Below are 17,963 nucleotides of genomic sequence, written 5' to 3' on the forward strand. Positions count from 1 at the left end.
CCGGACCCGGCGGACCCGGCCGTGAAAGCGGCGGGCTCGGGCCCGTACTCCGACGGTCCTGTCCCTTGCCCGGGGGGCTCCGTCCGGTGCTCGGACGGCCCGGTCACGGGCCGGGAGTGTTCTGCCCCGGGGTCGGTGGGCTCGGTCCCGTGTTCAGCGAACGCACGACGTTGATCCACATTCATCCTATTGATCGTAGACATTGCGACCTGTTTAAGGACGTTATCGGCCGTTCTTCGCGTGTTGGAAGACCCATGTCCGGTACACCACGAAGCGGAACGCCGAGGCCAGCACGATCGACAGCGCCTTGGCGACGTTCGAGCCGAGCGGACCGCTCATCCCCAGGCCGTGATAGCCGAGATAGAACAACGCGCTCTCCATGACGACACCGAGCCCGCTGAACGCGAAGAAGAGGGCGATCTGGCGACGGGTGCGCGAGGCCCGGTCCCGGTAGGCGAAGAAGCGGAAGCCGAGGTAGTTCGTCCCCATGGCGACACAGCTGGCGACCACCGTGGCGGCCATCGGGGCCCACTTCAGGCCGTGCAGCGCCAGGTTGAAGAAGAGGATGTTGACGACGACTCCGCTGCCGCCGACGACCGAGAAACGGGCCACTTCCAGGACGAGCCGGCTGACTTTCCGGGCCTTGGGAGCCTTCGGGGCTCTCCGGGGGCCGATGACGGGCGGGGTCGCCACAGGGGCCCGCCGTTCGGTGAGGTGCACTGTCACGGGTCCAGATCCTCCACGCGTCTGTCCGTCGGTGAAGCCGCCGGTCGGGCCGTCAGCAGAGCCAACCTTAAGCTAAATGTCCTATTTACCAGGTATAGGTAAATTACGAGCCGGAGTTTCGCCAGAGACAGGCAAGAAAGAACGACCGCAGCCCCACACGCAAATGGGGGCGCCCCGGGTCGTGATGACCCGGGGCGCCCCCGTTCGCGTACCGCCCGGGCAGGAACGCCCGGGAACTACCTTTTGGGACCCACCGCCTAGGAATGCGTGCGCAACAGCGTCCGCATCGTCCGCATCGCCACCGACAGGTTGGCGAGGTCGAACGAGTCCGAACCCTGGATCTCCTCCAGGGTGGTGCGGGCCCGCCCGAGGATGGCCGTGTTCTTCTCCTGCCATGCCTCGAAGCGCTGCTCGGGAGTGGAGGTCCCGTTGCCCACCGCGAGGACGTCCGCGGTGAGCGCCGCGTGCGCCGCGTACAGGTCCTCGCGGATCGACGCGCGGGCCATGGACTGCCAGCGGTCGGCGCGCGGCAGCTCGATGATGCGGTCCATGAGCCGGGTGATGCCGAGCCGGTCGGCGAGGTCGTAGTAGACCTCGGCGACGGCCATCGGGTCCTTGCCCATGCGGTCGGCCACCGAGACGATGTCCAGCGCCGGGAAGGCTGAGGAGAACCCGGCCACGCGAGTGGCGAGTTCGTCCGGCACACCGGCACTCGACAGCTCGTCGTAGATCTGCTGGTACCACTCCAGGTCCGTGCCGCGGAGCAGCTTGGGCAGCTCCGACCACACCTGCTCGACACCGTCACTGAAGAAGGTGATCGTCTCGGCGAGCTGGAGCGGCTGCGGCCGGTTGTTGAGCAGCCAGCGGGTGCCGCGCTCGACGAGGCGGCGCGAGTGCAGCCGGATCCGGGTCTGGACGTCGGCGGCGACGACATTGTCGAGCGCCTCCACCGCGTCCCACACCGCGCTGGAGTTGAAGATCGCGCGGGCCGCGGTCTGCGCCCGGACGATCTCCTCCAGCGAGGCACCCGTCTCCTCGCGGAGACGGTGCAGGAAGCTCGTGCCGCCCGTGTTGACCGTGTCGTTGACCAGGACGGTCGTCACGATCTCGCGGCTCAGCGCGTGCCCCTCGATCTGCTCGCGGAACTTGTCGCGCAGCGCCGTCGGGAAGTAGGCGTGCAGCAGGCTCTGCAGATACGGGTCGTCGGGCAGCGAGGTGGCGAGCAGCTCCACGGAGACCGTGATCTTCGTGTACGCGAGGAGGACCGCCGTCTCCGGACCGGTCAGCCCCTGACCGGAGTTGAGCCGCTCGCGGATCTGCCGCTCGCTGGGCAGGAACTCCAGGGCCCGGTCGAGATGCCCCTCACGGACCAGATGGCGGAGGAACCGCTGCTGGGCGTGGAGCATGCTCGGGGACTGGGCCAGCGCGTTGGCGATCGCCGTGTTCTGCGCGTAGTTGTTGCGCAGCACCAGGGCGCCGACCTCGTCGGTCATCTCGGCGAGCAGCTTGTTGCGCTGCTTGACGGTCAGATCGCCGTTGGCCACCACCGCGTTGAGCAGGATCTTGATGTTCACCTCGTGGTCGGAGGTGTCCACGCCCGCGCTGTTGTCGATGGCATCGGTGTTGATCTTGCCGCCGTGCTGGGCGAACTCGATCCGGCCGAGCTGGGTCAGACCCAGGTTGCCGCCCTCGCCGACGACCTTGACGCGCAGGTCCCCGCCGTCGACGCGGATCGCGTCGTTGGCCTTGTCGCCGACGTCAGCGTGCGACTCGGCGGACGACTTCACATAGGTGCCGATGCCGCCGTTCCACAGCAGGTCGACGGGCGCCTGGAGGATGGCCTTCATCAGGTCGGCTGGCGTCATCTTCGCGGCGCCGGACTCGAGGCCGAGGGCCTCGCGGACGTGCGCGTTGACCGGGATGGCCTTGGCGGTGCGCGGGAAGACGCCGCCGCCGGCCGAGATCAGCTCGGTGTTGTAGTCGGCCCACGAGGAGCGCGGCAGTTCGAACAGGCGGCGGCGCTCGGCGTACGAGGTCTCCGCGTCCGGGTTCGGGTCGATGAAGATGTGCCGGTGGTCGAACGCGGCGACCAGGCGGATGTGCTCGGAGAGCAGCATGCCGTTTCCGAACACGTCGCCGGACATGTCTCCGACGCCGACCACGGTGAAGTCCTGCGTCTGGGTGTTGACGCCCAGCTCCCGGAAGTGCCGCTTCACGGACTCCCAGGCACCGCGGGCGGTGATGCCCATCTTCTTGTGGTCGTATCCGGCGGAGCCGCCGGAGGCGAAGGCGTCGCCGAGCCAGAAGTCGTACGCCTGGGCGACCTCGTTGGCGATGTCCGAGAACGTCGCCGTGCCCTTGTCGGCGGCGACCACGAGGTAGGTGTCGTCCTCGTCGTGCCGGACGACGTCGGCGGGCGGGACGATCTCTCCGGCCACCATGTTGTCGGTGATGTCGAGCAGCGCGGAGATGAAGGTCCGGTAGCTGCGGATGCCCTCGGCCAGCCAGGCGTCACGGTCCACGGACGGGTCGGGCAGCTGCTTGGCGACGAAGCCGCCCTTGGCGCCGACCGGCACGATGACGGTGTTCTTCACCATCTGGGCCTTGACCAGACCGAGGATCTCCGTGCGGAAGTCCTCACGCCGGTCGGACCAGCGCAGACCACCGCGGGCGACCTTGCCGAAGCGCAGGTGCACACCCTCGACGCGCGGCGAGTACACCCAGATCTCGAACGCCGGGCGCGGCGCCGGGAGGTCCGGGATGGCCGTCGGGTCGAACTTCATGGAGACGTACTCGTGCGGCCGGCCGCCGACCGCCTGCTGGAAGAAGTTCGTGCGCAGGGTCGCCTTGATCAGGTTGAGGAAGGACCGCAGGATCCGGTCCTCGTCCAGCGAGGCGACCTGGTCGAGCGCGGCGTCCAGCTCCTCCATCAGGGCGTCGGTCAGCTCGACGCCGGCGCGCTGGCGCTCCGGCGACATCCGCGCCTCGAACAGCGAGACCAGCAGCCGGGTGGTGTGGACGTTGTTGCGGAGGGTGTCCTCCATGTAGTCCTGGCTGAAGGTGGAACCGGCCTGGCGCAGGTACTTCGCGTAGGCGCGCAGCACCATCGACTGCCGCCAGGTCAGCCCGGCGCTCAGCACGAGGGCGTTGAAACCGTCGTTCTCGGCCTGTCCGGTCCAGGTGGCGGCGAAGGCCTCCTGGAACCGCTCGCGTCCGTCGTCGCCGAGGGAGTCACCGTTGCCGTTCAGGGACTTGGGCAGGCGCAGCCCGAAGTCGTAGATCCACGCGGTCGTACGGTCCGAGCAGCGCAGTTCGTACGGCCGCTCGTCGGTGACCTCGACGCCCATGCGGTTCAGCGCGGGCAGGACCGCCGAGAGCGAGACCTGCTCACCGGTGCGGTAGATCTTGAAACGGCGCTCGCCGGGTGCCGCGCCCACGGGCTCGTACAGGCTGAGCGCGAAGTCCTTGCTGGGCTCCTTCCCGAGTGCCTGGAGGTGGACCAGGTCGGCAACGGCGGAGCGCGGGGAGTGGTCGGCCTTGTAGCCCTCGGGGAAGGCGTTGCCGTACCGGCGCAGCAGTTCGGCGGCGCGCTCCTCGCCGCACTCGGCGGTCAGCGCCTCCGCGAAGCCGTCGGCCCAGGAGCGGGCGGCCTCGACGAGTCGCGCCTCGATGCGCTCCTTGTCGGAGTCGGAGAGCTGCGGCAGCTCGGTGCCCGGCTCGACGCGGACCACGAAGTGCAGCCGGGACAGGATCGACTCGGTGTTCCAGGCCGTGAAGTCGACGCTGGTGCCGTTGAGCTCTTCCTTGAGGATGTCGATGATCCGCAGGCGCACACCGGTGGTGTAGCGGTCGCGAGGAAGGTAGACGAGCGCCGAGTAGTAGCGCCCGTACTCGTCCTGGCGCAGGTAGAGCCGCAGCCGGCGCCGCTCCTGGAGGTACAGGACGGACGTCACGATCGCCCGGAGCTCGTCGGCGGGGGTCTGGAACAGCTCGTCGCGCGGGTACGTCTCCATGATCTGGAGGAGGTCGCGCCCGTCGTGGCTGTTGGGCGAGAACCCGGCACCGCGCAGGACTTCCTCGACCTTGCGGCGGACGACGGGCACCCGGCGCACGGACTCGGTGTACGCGGCGGAGGAGAACAGGCCCAGGAAGCGGCGCTCCCCGATGACGTCACCGTTCTCGTCGAACTTCTTGACCCCGACGTAGTCCAGGTACGACGGGCGGTGCACGGTGGCCCGGCTGTTCGCCTTGGTCAGGATCAGCAGCTTGTGCTCGCGGGCCTTGGCGCGGGCGTCCGCGGGCAGCCGCTCGAAGGACGGGCTGACCGGGTGGCTGTCCTCGCCGTGCTGCGGGTCGGACCGCAGGATGCCGAGCCCGGTGCCGGGGACGGCGGCCAGCGAGTCGTCGTCGCGCAGCTGGTACTCGCGGTACCCGAGGAAGGTGAAGTGGTCGCCGGAGAGCCAGCGCAGCAGCTCACGGGCCTCCTCGACCTCCTGGTCGCGCAGATCGTCGGCGGTCGGCTCCTTGGGGAGCTCCTCCGCGATCCGCAGCGCCGCGTCGCGCATCTTCTCCCAGTCCTCGACGGCCTCACGGACGTCGGACAGGACGCGCAGCAGGTCGGCGGTGATCTGCTTCAGGTCGGCCCGGTCGGTCTCGCGGTCGATCTCGACGTGGATCCACGACTCGACGTGCGCGTCGTGCGGCAGCTCCTCGACGGAGGGCCGCGTGGGCAGCACCTCGATGAGCTCGCCGGTGAGGTTGCGCCGCACGACGAACTGCGGGTGGATGACGACGTGGATGCCGCGTCCCTGGCGGGACAGCTCGTTGGTCACCGAGTCGACGAGGAAGGGCATGTCGTCGGTGACCACCTCGACGACGGAGTGGCTGCAGGTCCAGCCGTTCTCCTCGACGGTGGGCGTGTGCACGCGCACGTTGGCCGTGCCCTGCGGGCGGTTCTCGGCCAGTCTGTAGTGGGAGAAGGCCGCTCCGAAGACATCGACCGGGTCGCGGTCGGTGAGGTCCTCCGGGGCCGTGTGCAGGTAGTAGCGCTGGAGGAACGCGAGCACGGTGTCCCGGTCGGGGGTGCCCTCGCCCGTCGTCCCAGTCGGTAGGTGCCCCCCGACCGGGCTGTTCTCAGCTACCCGGGCGGCCCGTTCGAGCAGCTCGGCCTTGGCTTCGTCCAGCTTGGTCTGCATTGTCCTCTGGCTCCTGTCGCGCGCCGTTGCGTGACGTTGAAGGAAGTTCGGTCTCGTCGCTTCCGACGCAACGCCGTGACGCGGGGTGTCCGGTCTGCTTCGACGCTATGCCGCAAGGTGAGATGGGCGGGGGGGTATCGGCCATTCTCGACGGCCCCGAAGACTGTGACGCTGCTCTCGGCGACGTCCGTTCCCGGGGTGCCATCGACGTACGGAGTGCGTTGCCGCCGGCGCTCGCCGCGTTTCCGCTCGCGCATACGGCCGCCGCCATGATCCCGTCCCGCCCGTGAAGATCAGCGATAGCCGCCCGGTCACGGATGTCGTCCGTGCGCTCCGGGCGCGGGGCAGGGGCGACGATGCCCCCGCGAGATATCGCGCTGATCACGCCACCAGGCTATCGCCCCCGACCCGGGGGTCGTCATGAGCCGTATGTGTACAAAACCGGGGGTGGAACTTTGACACTATGCACAGGGACGAATGGGGCGATGGCATGCAGTGTGGGCCGACTGCGGGCTACCGTCGTCCTACGGGCAGTGTTCTGCCCCTTGGCAAGCACCTCCCCCGGAGGCAGGTTGACCGGGACGGCGAACGGAACGCGCAAGGACGGCCGACGGGAGCGCAGCACCATGGCAGCGAAGATCCTCATTGTCACCGGCGACGCGGCGGAGTCACTGGAAGTCCTCTATCCCTACCAGCGCCTGCGCGAGGAGGGTTACGAGGTCCACATCGCGGCCCCCACCCGCAAGAAGCTGCAGTTCGTGATCCACGACTTCGAGCCCGGCTTCGACACCTACACCGAGAAGCTCGGCTACACCTGGCCCGCGGACCTCGCGTTCGCGGAGGTCGACCCCGGCGCGTACGTCGCCCTGGTCATCCCCGGCGGACGCGCCCCGGAGTACCTGCGCAACGACCTCGAACTCCGCAAGATCCTCAAGGCCTTCTTCGACGCGGACAAGCCGGTGGCCCAGATCTGCCACGGTCCCCTGCTGACCGCGGCCGTCGACAGCCTGAGCGGCCGCCGGGTCACCGCCTACCCCGCGCTCGAACTCGACATGCAGGCGGCGGGCGCGACCTTCCAGGACGCGGAGGCCGTCGTGGACGGCACCCTGGTCTCCGCCCGCGCCTGGCCGGACCACTCCGCCTGGATGCGCGAGTTCCTCAAAGTGCTGCGCTCGAAGGCCCCGGTGAACTGACGGGCACGACCACACGGGGGCCTGGCACACGGCCCCCGTGTGGCTTTCGTGCGGCTCCCGGACCGCCCCTCGGACAAGCCTCCGGACAGACCCTGCGGCGAGCTCCCGGACAGACCTACCGACCGGCTTCTGGACAGGCCTCCGGGCCGACGCCCGGGCAGGCTCTCAGGCCGCCCATCGCCCGGCCTCCTCGACGGCCTCCTCCAGGCTGTCCACTACGGGAACGCCGGCCTCCTCCAGGCTGGCGCGACTGTGGGAACCCCCGGTGTAGAGGACCGCCCCGGCCCCGACGTGCCGGGCGGCCATCGCGTCGTCCACGGCGTCGCCGATCACCACCACGCGGGCCGCTTCGACACCCGCGATCGCCCCGAGGTGTCGCACCATGTGCTCGGCCTTGCTGCCACCGGAGGGACCGGTCCGCCCGTCGACCCGTACGAAGTGCGGCTCGATCCCGAAGCCCCGCACCAGGGGGACCAGCTCCTCGTGCCCGTACATGCTCAGGAGGGACTGGCTGCGACCCGCCGCTTCCCAGCCCGCGAGCAGTGCGGGCACCCCGGCGGTGAGCGCGCACATTCTGCGGTGCTCCGTGTAGTACCGGTGGAACGTGTCGTCCATGATCTGCCACTCGGCGTCCGTGGGCAGCCGACCCATCAGCCGCTCGTAGAACTTCGGCACGGGCACGCAGTACAACGTCCGATACAGCTCCAGCGTGATCGGCTCAAGACCCAGTTCGGCGAATGCCGCGTTCGTCGCCCCGATGATCGCGTCATTGTCGTGGAACAGCGTTCCGTTCCAGTCCCACACAATGTGCGCGTTTCCTTGCTTCCCCATATCAAGAAAGTACCCGCCGCCACTGACAACACTTCACCGCGGGCGGAAACCGGGCGGTTACTCCCCGAGTCCGACCAGGTTGGGAATCTCCTGCGTGGCGAACCACAGCAGTACGTGGTCCTCGGCCCCGTCGACCACGAACTGCGCGTCGTCGTCCCCCACGTCCGCCGCGCCCAGCGCGTCCGCCGCCGCGGTCACATCCGCCTCGGCGTCCACCGAGTCGACGTGCACGGCGGCCGCCTTGGACAGCGGCACGTCCTGGGAGACCCGTACCTCGCCGAGTGCCGTGGGATCGAGCCCCCGGTCGGGGTCGGCGACCGCGGCCCGGTCCGGAACGTCGACCGCGACGACGACCCGGCGCCGTACGGCCCCCGGATCGACCGCCAGGAGCCGCAGCGAGGCGAGTGCGGCACGGCTCAGCGCCGCGTACTCCAGTTCCTCGATGTCGTCGGAGAGGTACCACTCGCGCAGGGCGGGCGTGACCGCGTACGCGACGAACGGTCCCGCCTCCAGCTCTCCCGTCTTGTACGCCTCGGCGAGACCGGAGAGGGTCAGGGGGACGTAGACGCGCATGGCTGGCCGCTTTCGTAGTCGGGGCTCCGAGGGTCACGCAGTCCGAGCACTCCGGGGAGGGCGGTCCCGCGCCTCCGGGAGGGCCTTCAGGATACGTGCGGGCGTCCCCTTTCGAGTTCCTGGCCGCACCCTCCGTGGCGTCAACTCCGCGCCCGCGATTCACCCGGTACTCCCCTTTGCCGCCAAGGGTCCCGCCCCTCCCGGCAACCCTGATAGGTGAACTCTCCGGCCGCCGCGACGCACGCCCGCCGTCCTTGCGCGGGGCCGTTCCCGCCTCGTACAAGATCCCCAACACGAAAGTTACCGACCGGTATCAATCGGCCCAACGGCGAACGGGGACGACGTATGAACAAGGTGATGACCAGGACAGGGCGCCACCCGGGCACCCGCCCGCCCGGCCGTCAGGACACCCGCCGCCCCGGCAGCACCCCACCCCGCACGCCGGGCACGGGCACCCCCACCAGGCCCCCGGGCGGCACCCCTCCCCAGGACACGAACTCGTCCCCCGCCCGCCCCACCAGCGCCCTGTCGTCCACGCGACCCCCGACCCGGCCGTCCCCGACGCCTCCCGCGGGCCGGACGGACGTGCCAGGACGGGCCGCGGACCGGGCGTCCGGACCGACCGGCGACCGCCCCTCGGCAGCAGGCTCTGCGGGCCGGCCGCACGCCGTACCGGGCACAGGCACAGGCACGGGCTCGGGCACGGGCACGGGCCATGGGACGGCGGCGGTGGCGGTGCCCGTGCCGACCGGAAGCCGACCGGCACCGGCACTCGCCACCGGCGATCCGGCGGCGACACGGACCACGGGCCACCCGTCGGCGGTACCGGGCGGCGGCAGGCCTCCGGCAACGGCGCGAGGCGGGGCCCGGCCGCTTGCCGCTAGGTCCGCCGAAGCGACTCGGCGCCCCGCTCCCCAGCCCCGTCCCACCGACGTCTTCGCCGAGCGCCTGCTGGCCGTACTGAGCGGTGCGCGTCCCGTCCACTGCATGCTGCGCCACACCGCGGGCCGCGCCTACGACGAACTGGCCTGGCTCGCCGAACGCGGCCCCCTCCGCACCCGCGGCGCCCGCCCCGTCGTGCGGGACATCGGCTACTACGTCGCGCGTCCCGGAGCCGTCGAGGCCTTCGCCCGCATCGGCGCCGGTGACCAGGTCCGCGCCATGGCCTTCCGGCTGGAGCAGGGCCCCGACCTCCGCTGGCGCTGCACAGCGATCGAACTCGGCGGCCCCCGTATGCCCCACCCGAAGGACTGAACGGCTCCGGTCCGTGGCCTCGGCAAACGCGAAGGGCCGGACACCAGGTGCCCGGCCCTTCCAGCGCGTTACCGGTCGCGGGCGGCGGCAGTCACCGGCCGCCCGCGACCTTCACTCACTTCTTGCGGCGACGCGCCGCGCCCTTCTGCGCCTTGCGGCGCTCCGCGCGCGTGAGGCCGTCCGCCTCGGAACGCACGGGCTCGTCGTCGCTGGCGAAGTCGCCCTCGATGATGCCGCCCTCGCCGTCCACGGTCGGCGCGGAGAAGTGCAGCCGGTCCGGCCGCTGCGGGGCGTCGAGCCCCTTGGCGCGGATCTCGGGCCGCATCGCCCCGGCGGGGACCGCCTCCTGCTTGGCGAGGGACGGCGCGGAGTCCTCGACCAGGACCTCCTCGACCTGCTGCTCGACCTGGACCTCCAGGTTGAACAGGTAGCCGACGGACTCCTCCTTGATGCCGTCCATCATGGCGCTGAACATGTCGAAGCCCTCGCGCTGGTACTCGACCAACGGGTCCTTCTGGGCCATCGCACGCAGGCCGATGCCCTCCTGGAGATAGTCCATCTCGTAGAGGTGCTCGCGCCACTTGCGGTCCAGGACCGACAGCACGACCCGACGCTCCAGCTCACGCATGATCTCGGAGCCGAGCTGCTCCTCGCGGGCCGCGTACTGGTCGTGGATGTCGTCCTTGATGGACTCGGAGATGAACTCGGCGGTCAGACCGGCACGGTCGCCGACCGTCTCCTCCATCTCCTCCACGGTGACCTTCACCGGGTAGAGCTGCTTGAAGGCGCCCCACAGCCGGTCGAGGTCCCACTCCTCGGCGAAGCCCTCGGCGGTCTCGGCCCCGATGTAGGCGTCGATGGTGTCGTCCATGAAGTGCTGGATCTGCTCCTCGAGGTCCTCGCCCTCCAGGACGCGACGGCGCTCGCCGTAGATGACCTCGCGCTGCCGGTTGAGCACCTCGTCGTACTTCAGGACGTTCTTGCGGGTCTCGAAGTTCTGCTGCTCGACCTGCGACTGGGCGGACGCGATGGCACGGGTGACCATCTTGTTCTCGATCGGCACGTCGTCCGGCACGTTCGCCATCGACATGACGCGCTCGACCATCTGTGCCTTGAAGAGGCGCATCAGGTCGTCGCCCAGGGAGAGGTAGAAGCGGGACTCGCCCGGGTCGCCCTGACGGCCGGAACGACCGCGCAGCTGGTTGTCGATACGCCGCGACTCGTGGCGCTCGGTACCGAGCACATAGAGGCCGCCGAGGTCCTTGACCTCTTCGAACTCCGCCTTGACCGCCTTCTCGGCACGCTCCAGGGCGGCGGGCAGCGCGGCCGCCCACTCCTCGATGTGCTCCTCGGGGTCGAGGCCGCGCTGGCGCAGCTCCGCCTCGGCGAGGTCGTCCGGGTTGCCGCCGAGCTTGATGTCCGTACCGCGGCCGGCCATGTTCGTGGCGACGGTGACGGCGCCCCTGCGGCCGGCCTGGGCGACGATCGTCGCCTCCCGGTCGTGCTGCTTCGCGTTCAGCACCTCGTGCTGGATGCCGCGCTTGGAGAGCTGCTGCGAGAGGTACTCGGACTTCTCGACCGAGGTGGTGCCGACCAGGATCGGCTGGCCCTTCTCGTGCTTCTCCGCGATGTCGTCGACGACCGCCTCGAACTTGGCGACCTCGGTGCGGTAGATCAGGTCGGACTGGTCCTTGCGGACCATCGGCCTGTTGGTCGGGATCGGGACGACGCCGAGCTTGTAGATCTGGTGGAACTCGGCGGCCTCGGTCATCGCCGTACCGGTCATGCCGGAGAGACCGGGCATTTCCTTGCCGTTGTGGTCGTGGCGCTTGTAGAGACGGAAGAAGTTCTGGAGGGTGATCGTGGCGAGCGTCTGGTTCTCGTCCTTGATGTCCACCCCTTCCTTCGCCTCGATCGCCTGGTGCATGCCCTCGTTGTAGCGGCGGCCGGCGAGGATACGGCCGGTGTGCTCGTCGACGATCATGACTTCGCCGTCGATGACGACGTAGTCCTTGTCCTTCTTGAACAGTTCCTTCGCCTTGATGGCGTTGTTCAGGTAACCGACGAGCGGGGTGTTCACCGACTCGTAGAGGTTGTCGATGCCCAGCCAGTCCTCGACCTTGGCGACGCCGGGCTCGTGGATGGCGACGGTGCGCTTCTTCTCGTCGACCTCGTAGTCGCCGGTCTCCTCGATGCCCTTCAGGGAGTTGCCGGGCTCACCCTTCTTGAGGCGGGTGACCAGCTTGGCGAAGTCGCCGTACCACTTGGTGGCCTGGTCCGCCGGGCCGGAGATGATCAGCGGCGTACGGGCCTCGTCGACGAGGATGGAGTCGACCTCGTCGACGATCGCGAAGTTGTGGCCGCGCTGGACGAGCTCGTCCTGGGCCCACGCCATGTTGTCGCGCAGGTAGTCGAAGCCGAACTCGTTGTTCGTGCCGTACGTGATGTCGCACGCGTACTGCTCGCGGCGCTGGGCCGGAGTCATGTTGGCGAGGATGCAGCCGACCTCGAGCCCGAGGAACTTGTGGACGCGGCCCATCATTTCGGAGTCGCGCTCGGCCAGGTAGTCGTTGACCGTGATGAGGTGGACGCCGGCTCCGGAGAGAGCGTTCAGATATGCGGGCAGGGTGCCGACGAGCGTCTTGCCCTCACCGGTCTTCATCTCCGCGACATAGCCGAGGTGGAGCGCGGCGCCACCCATCATCTGCACGTCGTAGTGACGCTGGCCAAGGGCGCGCTTGGCAGCCTCACGGACGGTGGCGAAGGCCTCGGGCAGCAGGTCGTCGAGGCTCTCGCCGTCGGCGTACCGCTGCTTGTACTCATCGGTGAGGGCCCTCAGCTCGGCGTCGGAGAGGTTGACGAAGTCCTCTTCGATGGAGTTGACCTGGTCCGCGATGCGGTGCAGTTTGCGCAGGATCTTGCCTTCGCCTGCACGCATGATCTTTGAGAGGACGGACACGGGGGTTTGTCTCCTTGCCGGTCGGGCCTGGGACGGTCGGTTTCAATGACAGTTTCAAATCACAGCTTGAGCAACGGCCATCGTAAGCGAGGACCACACCGCGCCGGGAGGTCTGCCCGTGACAGCCACTAGGACAACGGGCAGGGGTTGCCGAAGGTGCCGCGTCCGCACAGCGAAAAGTAGCGAACCGCTCACTCAGGGCAAAGGAATGGCGTCCTTCCGGATGCCCGAGCAGAATCGGCCGATGGACCCCGTCACGCTGACCACCGACCGTCTCGTCCTGCGCGCCGTGGGCGTGGACGACACCGCCGCCGTCTACGAGGCCGCCCAGGATCCCGACATCCAGCGCTGGACCACGATCCCGTCGCCCTATCTGCGTGAGCACGCGACGGGCTTCACGGACCAGATAGTGCCCGAGGGCTGGGCGGACGGTGCGGCCTTCGCCTTCGGTGTCTTCCTCCCCTCCGGGGAGCTGGTGGGCATGCTCTCCATCACCATGCGCTCCCTGGGCGTCGGCGAGGTCGGCTACTGGGCGACGAAGGAGCACCGCGGCAACGGCTACATCGCCGAAGCCACCGTCGCCGCCTCCCGCTGGGCCTTCACGGACCTGTCGGTCGACCGCGTCGAATGGCGTGCCGAGGTCGGCAACGCCGGTTCCCGCGCGGTCGCCGAACGCGCCGGTTTCACCATCGAAGGGACCCTCCGCTCCGCCATCAACAACAAGGGCGTACGCAGGGACTGCTGGGTGGGCTCGCTGCTCCCGTCGGACCTGGGCCTGCCGTCGACGGCGCCGTACCTGCCGGCCAGGTGAGGCCCGTACCGGGTCCTGCGCCGGCTCCGGACGTCTCCCGGCGCCGGTTTCCGGCACCCGCGTCGGCGGGGTCGCCCCGCCCGTCCCCCGTTGTCAGTGGCACCGAATAACGTGTGGGCATGACGAGTCTCCCGCGTCCCACCGCCGAACTCTCCGCGGACGAAGCCCGCCGCATCGCCCTGCGGGCCCAGGGCTTCATGGGTGCCCCGGACCGCAGGGCGGGCGTCCGCGGAGTCCTGCGGCACCTCGGCGCGGTGCAGCTCGACACGATCTCCGTCCTCGCCCGCTCCCACGAGCTGATTCCGTACGCCCGTCTCGGCGCCGTCGGCCGCAAGACGGTCGAGCAGGCCTACTGGACGTCCGCACCGCCCGCCGACACACCCCCGGCGCCGCACGCGTTCGAGTACTGGTCCCACGCGGCCTGCATCCTGCCCGTGGAGGAGTGGCCCCACTTCGCGTTCCGCCGCCGCGCCTACCGCGCCCGCCCGCACTGGAACCACGACCTGCCCGACGGCGCCTACGACCAGGTCGTCAAACAGCTGCGCGCCGAAGGCCCCCTCACGGCCACGGACCTGGGCGGGGCGAAGAAGACCAGCGAGTGGTGGGACTGGTCGGGCACCAAGGTCGCCGTCGAGCGCGCGCTGATGTACGGCGAGGTGGTGTGCGTGGAGCGGCGCGGCTGGAAGCGGGTCTACGACCTCGCGGAGCGCGCCATCCCCCGGCAGCTGCTCCACGACGAGCTGGACGACACGGAGTGCCTGCGCCGTCTCGTCCGCCTTGCCGGACAGTCCCTCGGCGTCGGCACCCGCGCGGACATCGCCGACTATCACCGCCTCAAGCTGGATCAGGTCGACGCGGTGATCGCGGACTCGGGCCTGGTCCCCGTGACGGTGGAGGGCTGGGGCAGGCCCGGTGCCGGAAAGGGCGGCGCCCGAAGCCTCGGCGGGAGACCGGCGGGAGACGCGTGGGCGGACCCGGTGGCGCTGGAGACGGCGCCGCGCGGCCGCCACCGTACGACGCTCCTGTCGCCGTTCGACTCCCTCGTCTGGGAGCGGGCGCGCACGGAGCGGATCTTCGATTTCACGCACCGCCTGGAGGCGTACACGCCGAAGCCGAAGCGGATCCACGGCTACTTCGCGATGCCGGTCCTCGCCGGCGGCCGGCTCGTCGGCCGGGTTGACCCCGCCAGGGAGGGCCGCACGCTGGTCGCCAAGCAGGTCACCCTGGACGGCGCCAAGGCCGTCCCGGCGGTGGCGCAGGCCCTGGCGGAGGCCGCGAGCTGGGTGGACTGCACGGAGGTACGGGTCGAGCGGGTGGAGGCCCCGGACCTGCGCGAGCCGCTCGTGGCGGAGCTCGTCCGCATCCTGGGGTGATGCCTGGCGGAGTCCTCGGGTGTCACCCGGCGGCGTCTTCGGGGGACGCCCGGCCAAGCCCTCGGGTGACGCCTAGCGGATCTCGAGGATCTTCTCCCGCATCGCGTACACCACCGCTTCCATCCTGGAGTGCAGCTGCAGCTTCTCCAGGATGTTGCGTACGTGGTTCTTCACGGTGTTCTCGGAGATGAACAGCTCCTTGGCGATGTCGCGGTTGTTCATCCCCGTGGCCACGAGCTTGAGGACCTCCAGCTCGCGATCCGTGAGCCGCGGCGCGGGCACCAGCCGGCGCTCGTCCGTCCGCTGGATCATCGACTTGAACTCGGTGAGGAGTTTCGACGCCATCGACGGGCTGATCTGCGACTGTCCGTCGGCCACCGCGCGAATGGCCGTGGCCACCTCGTCCGTGGAGATCTCCTTGAGGAGATACCCGGTCGCACCCGCCTTGATCGCGTCGTAGAGGTCGGCCTCCTCGTCGCTGATCGTCAGCATGATGATCTTCGCGCTGGGGGCCACTTCCTTGATGGAGGTGCACGCCTCGATACCGCCGCGCTTGGGCATCCGTACGTCCATCAGCACGATGTCGGGCAGCAGGTCGGCAGCCTTGTCGACCGCCTCCGCCCCGTCCCCGGCCTCGCCGACGACCTGGATGTCCTCCTCGGCCGCGAGCACGATCTCCAGACCGCGGCGGAAGAGGGCGTGGTCGTCCACGACAAGGACCCGGATGGGCTCCTTGCGTGAAGAGCCCACGTCCAGGCCGGTGGCGACGACTCCGTCGTCGGCACCACCGGCACGCATCGGTCCGAAGCTGTCCGCCATCGTTCCTCCCCCTGAAGGCCGTGGCCCGTGTTTCCGTGCCATCGCCAACCCAAGGCAACGGCCCACCGGTTGAGCCGGTCCGGCCATGATTCCATGCCCGGCCGTCGGCGGGGGGACAGAGCGGGACGTGAAGTGGTCGCACACCGGTGCCCCTGGGGGCGCACTCGCGTTCCAGGGGCACCGGCTCAGCCGTCACCGGGAATGGTCAGCCGCCGAGCGCGCCGCCCGGCGCGTCCGCTCCGCCCTGGGTGACCATCGGGTCCGTGCTGAGGTGGATGACGCCGTAGTCGTACGCGTGCCGCCGATAGACGACGCTGGGCTCCTTTGTCTCGGAGTCGACGAAGAGGTAGAAGTCGTGCCCGACCAGCTCCATTTCGTAGAGCGCCTGGTCGAGCGTCATCGGTGCGGCCACGTGGGTCTTCTCGCGGACGACACAGGGGCCTTCGCCCATGATCTCGAGAGAGCCGATCTTCTTGGTGGGCACGGCGTCCGGCTCCTCATCGTGGACGACGCTGCCGTTGCCGTTCAGGGTCGCGGCACCCGGGACGACGTCGGCGACCTCGGCTGCCGAGATCCTGCCGTTGCCACGGCGGGTGTAGCGCTTGTCGTGCTGCTTGCGCAGCCGGGCCTCGAGCTTGTCCGCGGCCAGGTCGAGTGCTGCATACGCGTCGCTTGCCGCTGCCTCCGCCCGGATCACCGGCCCGCGGGAGTGGAGCGTGATCTCCACTCGGTCACTGCGGTCGGCCTGTCGGGGGTTGGGCTCCTTGGACACCTCGACGTCGAGGCTGATCACCTTGCCATCGAGCTTCTGGATCTTCTCCAGCTTCAGCTTCTCGGCCACGTGCTTGCGGAACCGCTCGGGCACCTCGGTCTTGCGGCCCTTGACGACGATGTCCACGCAGAACTCCGTTCCCGGATAGCCCCGCTCCACTGGCGGAGCATCTCCCTTTTGCACCAGGCCCCGGTGAGCACCGGAACCTCGGACTCGGTGACTTTCACCTCCTCCTCCCCCAAGGACAAGATCTCCACCCCACCGATGCGGGTGATTGCTGGAAACCCGCGGTTCGGCACTCGGATGCGCGAGGTACGGCCTGCGCCATTGCCTCACAACCGAACATATCTCGCCCGGACGGATGTCGTCACCCTCTACTGATACGTACCTCCGTTCAGGTGAATTGACCCACTCATTACCTGCAACGATGCAAGTTCTCGGTCAGTTCCGGTTTATTTCGAAAGCGCCCGGCGGTGCGGCGACCACGGCCGAGCAGACCGTGTCACCGCTCGTTCCTCCGGCCTGCTCCCTACCCGCGTTTCGCCCGTACACCTCCGCCCGTCCCGTCCTCTCACCCGTCCATCGCAGCGCCCGCACACCCGACTGAGCTGCCCGTACGGCCCGCGCCGCCTCCGCCAACGACGCCCCCGTCGTCATCAGGTCGTCCACCAGCACGACCCGGCCCCCTTCGGCCAGCAGCCGCTCTCCTCCGGCGACGACCTCCAGGGCGCCCGCCAGATTCTCCAGCCGCTGCCGGGAGTTCAGCCCCGACTGGTCGGCCACGGCACGCCGCTGCCGCAGCACACCGAGCACCCGGGCAGGCGTTCCCGCGCGCCGCAGCTCGCCCGCCGCCGCGAGCGCGATCCGCCGCGCCGGATCATGCCCCCGCGCCCGAACCGCCCGCCGCGCCGACGGCATGGGTACGAGCAGCACGGGCCCGTATCCCGTCCCGGTCGCCCGGACCGTCGCACCACCGGTCTCCAACCTGTCCCGCTCGCCCCACGCTTCCCCCTTCCCGAGCCTCAGCCGCCCCTCCGGAGCCGTCGGCCGCCCTGCCGGACCAGGACGTCGTACCGGCCCCAGACCTGCCCGCACAGCCCCCGCGAGAGCCGCTCCCAGGGGTGCCGCCAGCGCCAGCGCACCCCGTTCCTTGTGGGCGAGGAGCGCGGCCCGCACCTCGTCCTCGTAGGGAGCCGCGGCGTGCACCACGGGCAGCCCCGCCGGCTCGGGCACCGGTCGCACCCGGCACGGAGCGGCCCCGCTCAGGGCTGCGCGGCACTCGGGGCAGAGCACCGCACGAGGCCTCCCGCAGCCTCCGCACTCGGCCGGCAGCACCAGATCCGTGAGGTCCTGCCACCACCCCCGCATGGCCACCACTGTGCCAACGCCCGGCCCGCTCGGCCACCCCTGTGGAAAACCGCCTGTGGACAACTCCGGGAGCGGCCGTGCGCGGGCGT

At 69.7% G+C, this 17,963-nt stretch carries 12 protein-coding genes; 4 read left to right on the forward strand and 8 right to left on the reverse strand.

Annotated elements, in window-relative coordinates:
* Positions 1-222 precede the first annotated feature (222 nt).
* Both ACZ4N5_RS31405 and ACZ4N5_RS31410 read right to left on the reverse strand, forming a co-directional pair.
* Positions 223-726 (reverse strand): GtrA family protein, encoded by a 504-nt coding sequence (locus tag ACZ4N5_RS31405; protein ID WP_467760414.1) that lies wholly within the window; start codon positions 724-726, stop codon positions 223-225.
* Positions 727-983: 257 nt separating this feature from the next.
* Positions 984-5,921 carry an NAD-glutamate dehydrogenase gene (locus ACZ4N5_RS31410; RefSeq protein WP_467760415.1) on the reverse strand — a complete coding sequence of 1,646 codons (4,938 nt, stop codon included), beginning with the start codon at positions 5,919-5,921 and terminating at the stop codon, positions 984-986.
* A gap of 626 nt (positions 5,922-6,547) precedes the next feature.
* On the opposite strand from ACZ4N5_RS31410, the gene ACZ4N5_RS31415 reads away from it, so the two are divergent.
* Positions 6,548-7,114, forward strand: coding sequence for a DJ-1/PfpI family protein (locus tag ACZ4N5_RS31415; protein WP_355854875.1), 567 nt, complete (start codon positions 6,548-6,550; stop codon positions 7,112-7,114).
* A 165-nt stretch (positions 7,115-7,279) separates the two neighbouring features.
* On the opposite strand, the gene ACZ4N5_RS31420 is transcribed toward ACZ4N5_RS31415, so the two are convergent.
* Both ACZ4N5_RS31420 and ACZ4N5_RS31425 read right to left on the reverse strand, forming a co-directional pair.
* Positions 7,280-7,945, reverse strand: a complete 666-nt coding sequence (locus tag ACZ4N5_RS31420) for an HAD family hydrolase (protein WP_467760416.1) — start codon at positions 7,943-7,945, stop codon at positions 7,280-7,282.
* A gap of 57 nt (positions 7,946-8,002) precedes the next feature.
* On the reverse strand, positions 8,003-8,518 hold the full coding sequence (locus ACZ4N5_RS31425) for a DUF6912 family protein (protein WP_467760417.1): 516 nt from the start codon (positions 8,516-8,518) through the stop codon (positions 8,003-8,005).
* Positions 8,519-9,505: 987 nt separating this feature from the next.
* Between ACZ4N5_RS31425 and ACZ4N5_RS31430 the strand changes: the two genes are divergently transcribed.
* Positions 9,506-9,772, forward strand: coding sequence for an Rv3235 family protein (locus tag ACZ4N5_RS31430; protein WP_467760418.1), 267 nt, complete (start codon positions 9,506-9,508; stop codon positions 9,770-9,772).
* 115 nt (positions 9,773-9,887) lie between these two features.
* Here the strand turns inward: ACZ4N5_RS31430 and secA are convergent, their stop codons facing one another.
* Positions 9,888-12,731: a preprotein translocase subunit SecA gene (gene secA, locus ACZ4N5_RS31435; RefSeq protein ID WP_467760419.1), complete on the reverse strand. Its 2,844-nt coding sequence runs from the start codon at positions 12,729-12,731 to the stop codon at positions 9,888-9,890.
* Positions 12,732-12,975: 244 nt separating this feature from the next.
* Between secA and ACZ4N5_RS31440 the strand changes: the two genes are divergently transcribed.
* Together ACZ4N5_RS31440 and ACZ4N5_RS31445 are read left to right on the forward strand one after the other, a co-directional pair.
* Positions 12,976-13,542: a GNAT family N-acetyltransferase gene (locus tag ACZ4N5_RS31440; RefSeq protein WP_467760420.1), complete on the forward strand. Its 567-nt coding sequence runs from the start codon at positions 12,976-12,978 to the stop codon at positions 13,540-13,542.
* Between the two features lie 119 nt (positions 13,543-13,661).
* A complete protein-coding gene (locus ACZ4N5_RS31445) occupies positions 13,662-14,915 on the forward strand; it encodes a winged helix-turn-helix domain-containing protein (RefSeq protein WP_467760421.1) in 1,254 nt (417 codons plus the stop codon).
* Positions 14,916-14,987: 72 nt separating this feature from the next.
* On the opposite strand, the gene ACZ4N5_RS31450 is transcribed toward ACZ4N5_RS31445, so the two are convergent.
* From ACZ4N5_RS31450 to ACZ4N5_RS31460, 3 genes are all read right to left on the reverse strand, one after another.
* A complete protein-coding gene (locus ACZ4N5_RS31450; RefSeq protein WP_467760422.1) occupies positions 14,988-15,734 on the reverse strand; it encodes a response regulator in 747 nt (248 codons plus the stop codon).
* Between the two features lie 205 nt (positions 15,735-15,939).
* Positions 15,940-16,632, reverse strand: a complete 693-nt coding sequence (gene hpf / locus ACZ4N5_RS31455) for a ribosome hibernation-promoting factor, HPF/YfiA family (protein ID WP_389286169.1) — start codon at positions 16,630-16,632, stop codon at positions 15,940-15,942.
* Between the two features lie 315 nt (positions 16,633-16,947).
* Complete coding sequence (locus tag ACZ4N5_RS31460) at positions 16,948-17,874, reverse strand: ComF family protein (RefSeq protein WP_467760423.1); 927 nt, start codon at positions 17,872-17,874, stop codon at positions 16,948-16,950.
* Positions 17,875-17,963: the final 89 nt, after the last annotated feature.

This window comes from Streptomyces sp. NPDC026500 (assembly GCF_055567635.1).

What these genes read in the sequence shown, in the direction of transcription:
- ACZ4N5_RS31410 (WP_467760415.1), bottom strand. Translation starts at nt 5,921, where the DNA reads ATGCAGACCAAGCTGGACGAAGCCAAGGCCGAGCTGCTCGAACGGGCC.
- ACZ4N5_RS31415 (WP_355854875.1), top strand. Translation starts at nt 6,548, where the DNA reads ATGGCAGCGAAGATCCTCATTGTCACCGGCGACGCGGCGGAGTCACTG.
- ACZ4N5_RS31420 (WP_467760416.1), bottom strand. Translation starts at nt 7,945, where the DNA reads ATGGGGAAGCAAGGAAACGCGCACATTGTGTGGGACTGGAACGGAACG.
- ACZ4N5_RS31425 (WP_467760417.1), bottom strand. Translation starts at nt 8,518, where the DNA reads ATGCGCGTCTACGTCCCCCTGACCCTCTCCGGTCTCGCCGAGGCGTAC.
- ACZ4N5_RS31430 (WP_467760418.1), top strand. Translation starts at nt 9,506, where the DNA reads ATGCTGCGCCACACCGCGGGCCGCGCCTACGACGAACTGGCCTGGCTC.
- ACZ4N5_RS31440 (WP_467760420.1), top strand. Translation starts at nt 12,976, where the DNA reads ATGGACCCCGTCACGCTGACCACCGACCGTCTCGTCCTGCGCGCCGTG.
- ACZ4N5_RS31445 (WP_467760421.1), top strand. Translation starts at nt 13,662, where the DNA reads ATGACGAGTCTCCCGCGTCCCACCGCCGAACTCTCCGCGGACGAAGCC.
- ACZ4N5_RS31450 (WP_467760422.1), bottom strand. Translation starts at nt 15,734, where the DNA reads ATGGCGGACAGCTTCGGACCGATGCGTGCCGGTGGTGCCGACGACGGA.
- ACZ4N5_RS31460 (WP_467760423.1), bottom strand. Translation starts at nt 17,874, where the DNA reads ATGCGGGGGTGGTGGCAGGACCTCACGGATCTGGTGCTGCCGGCCGAG.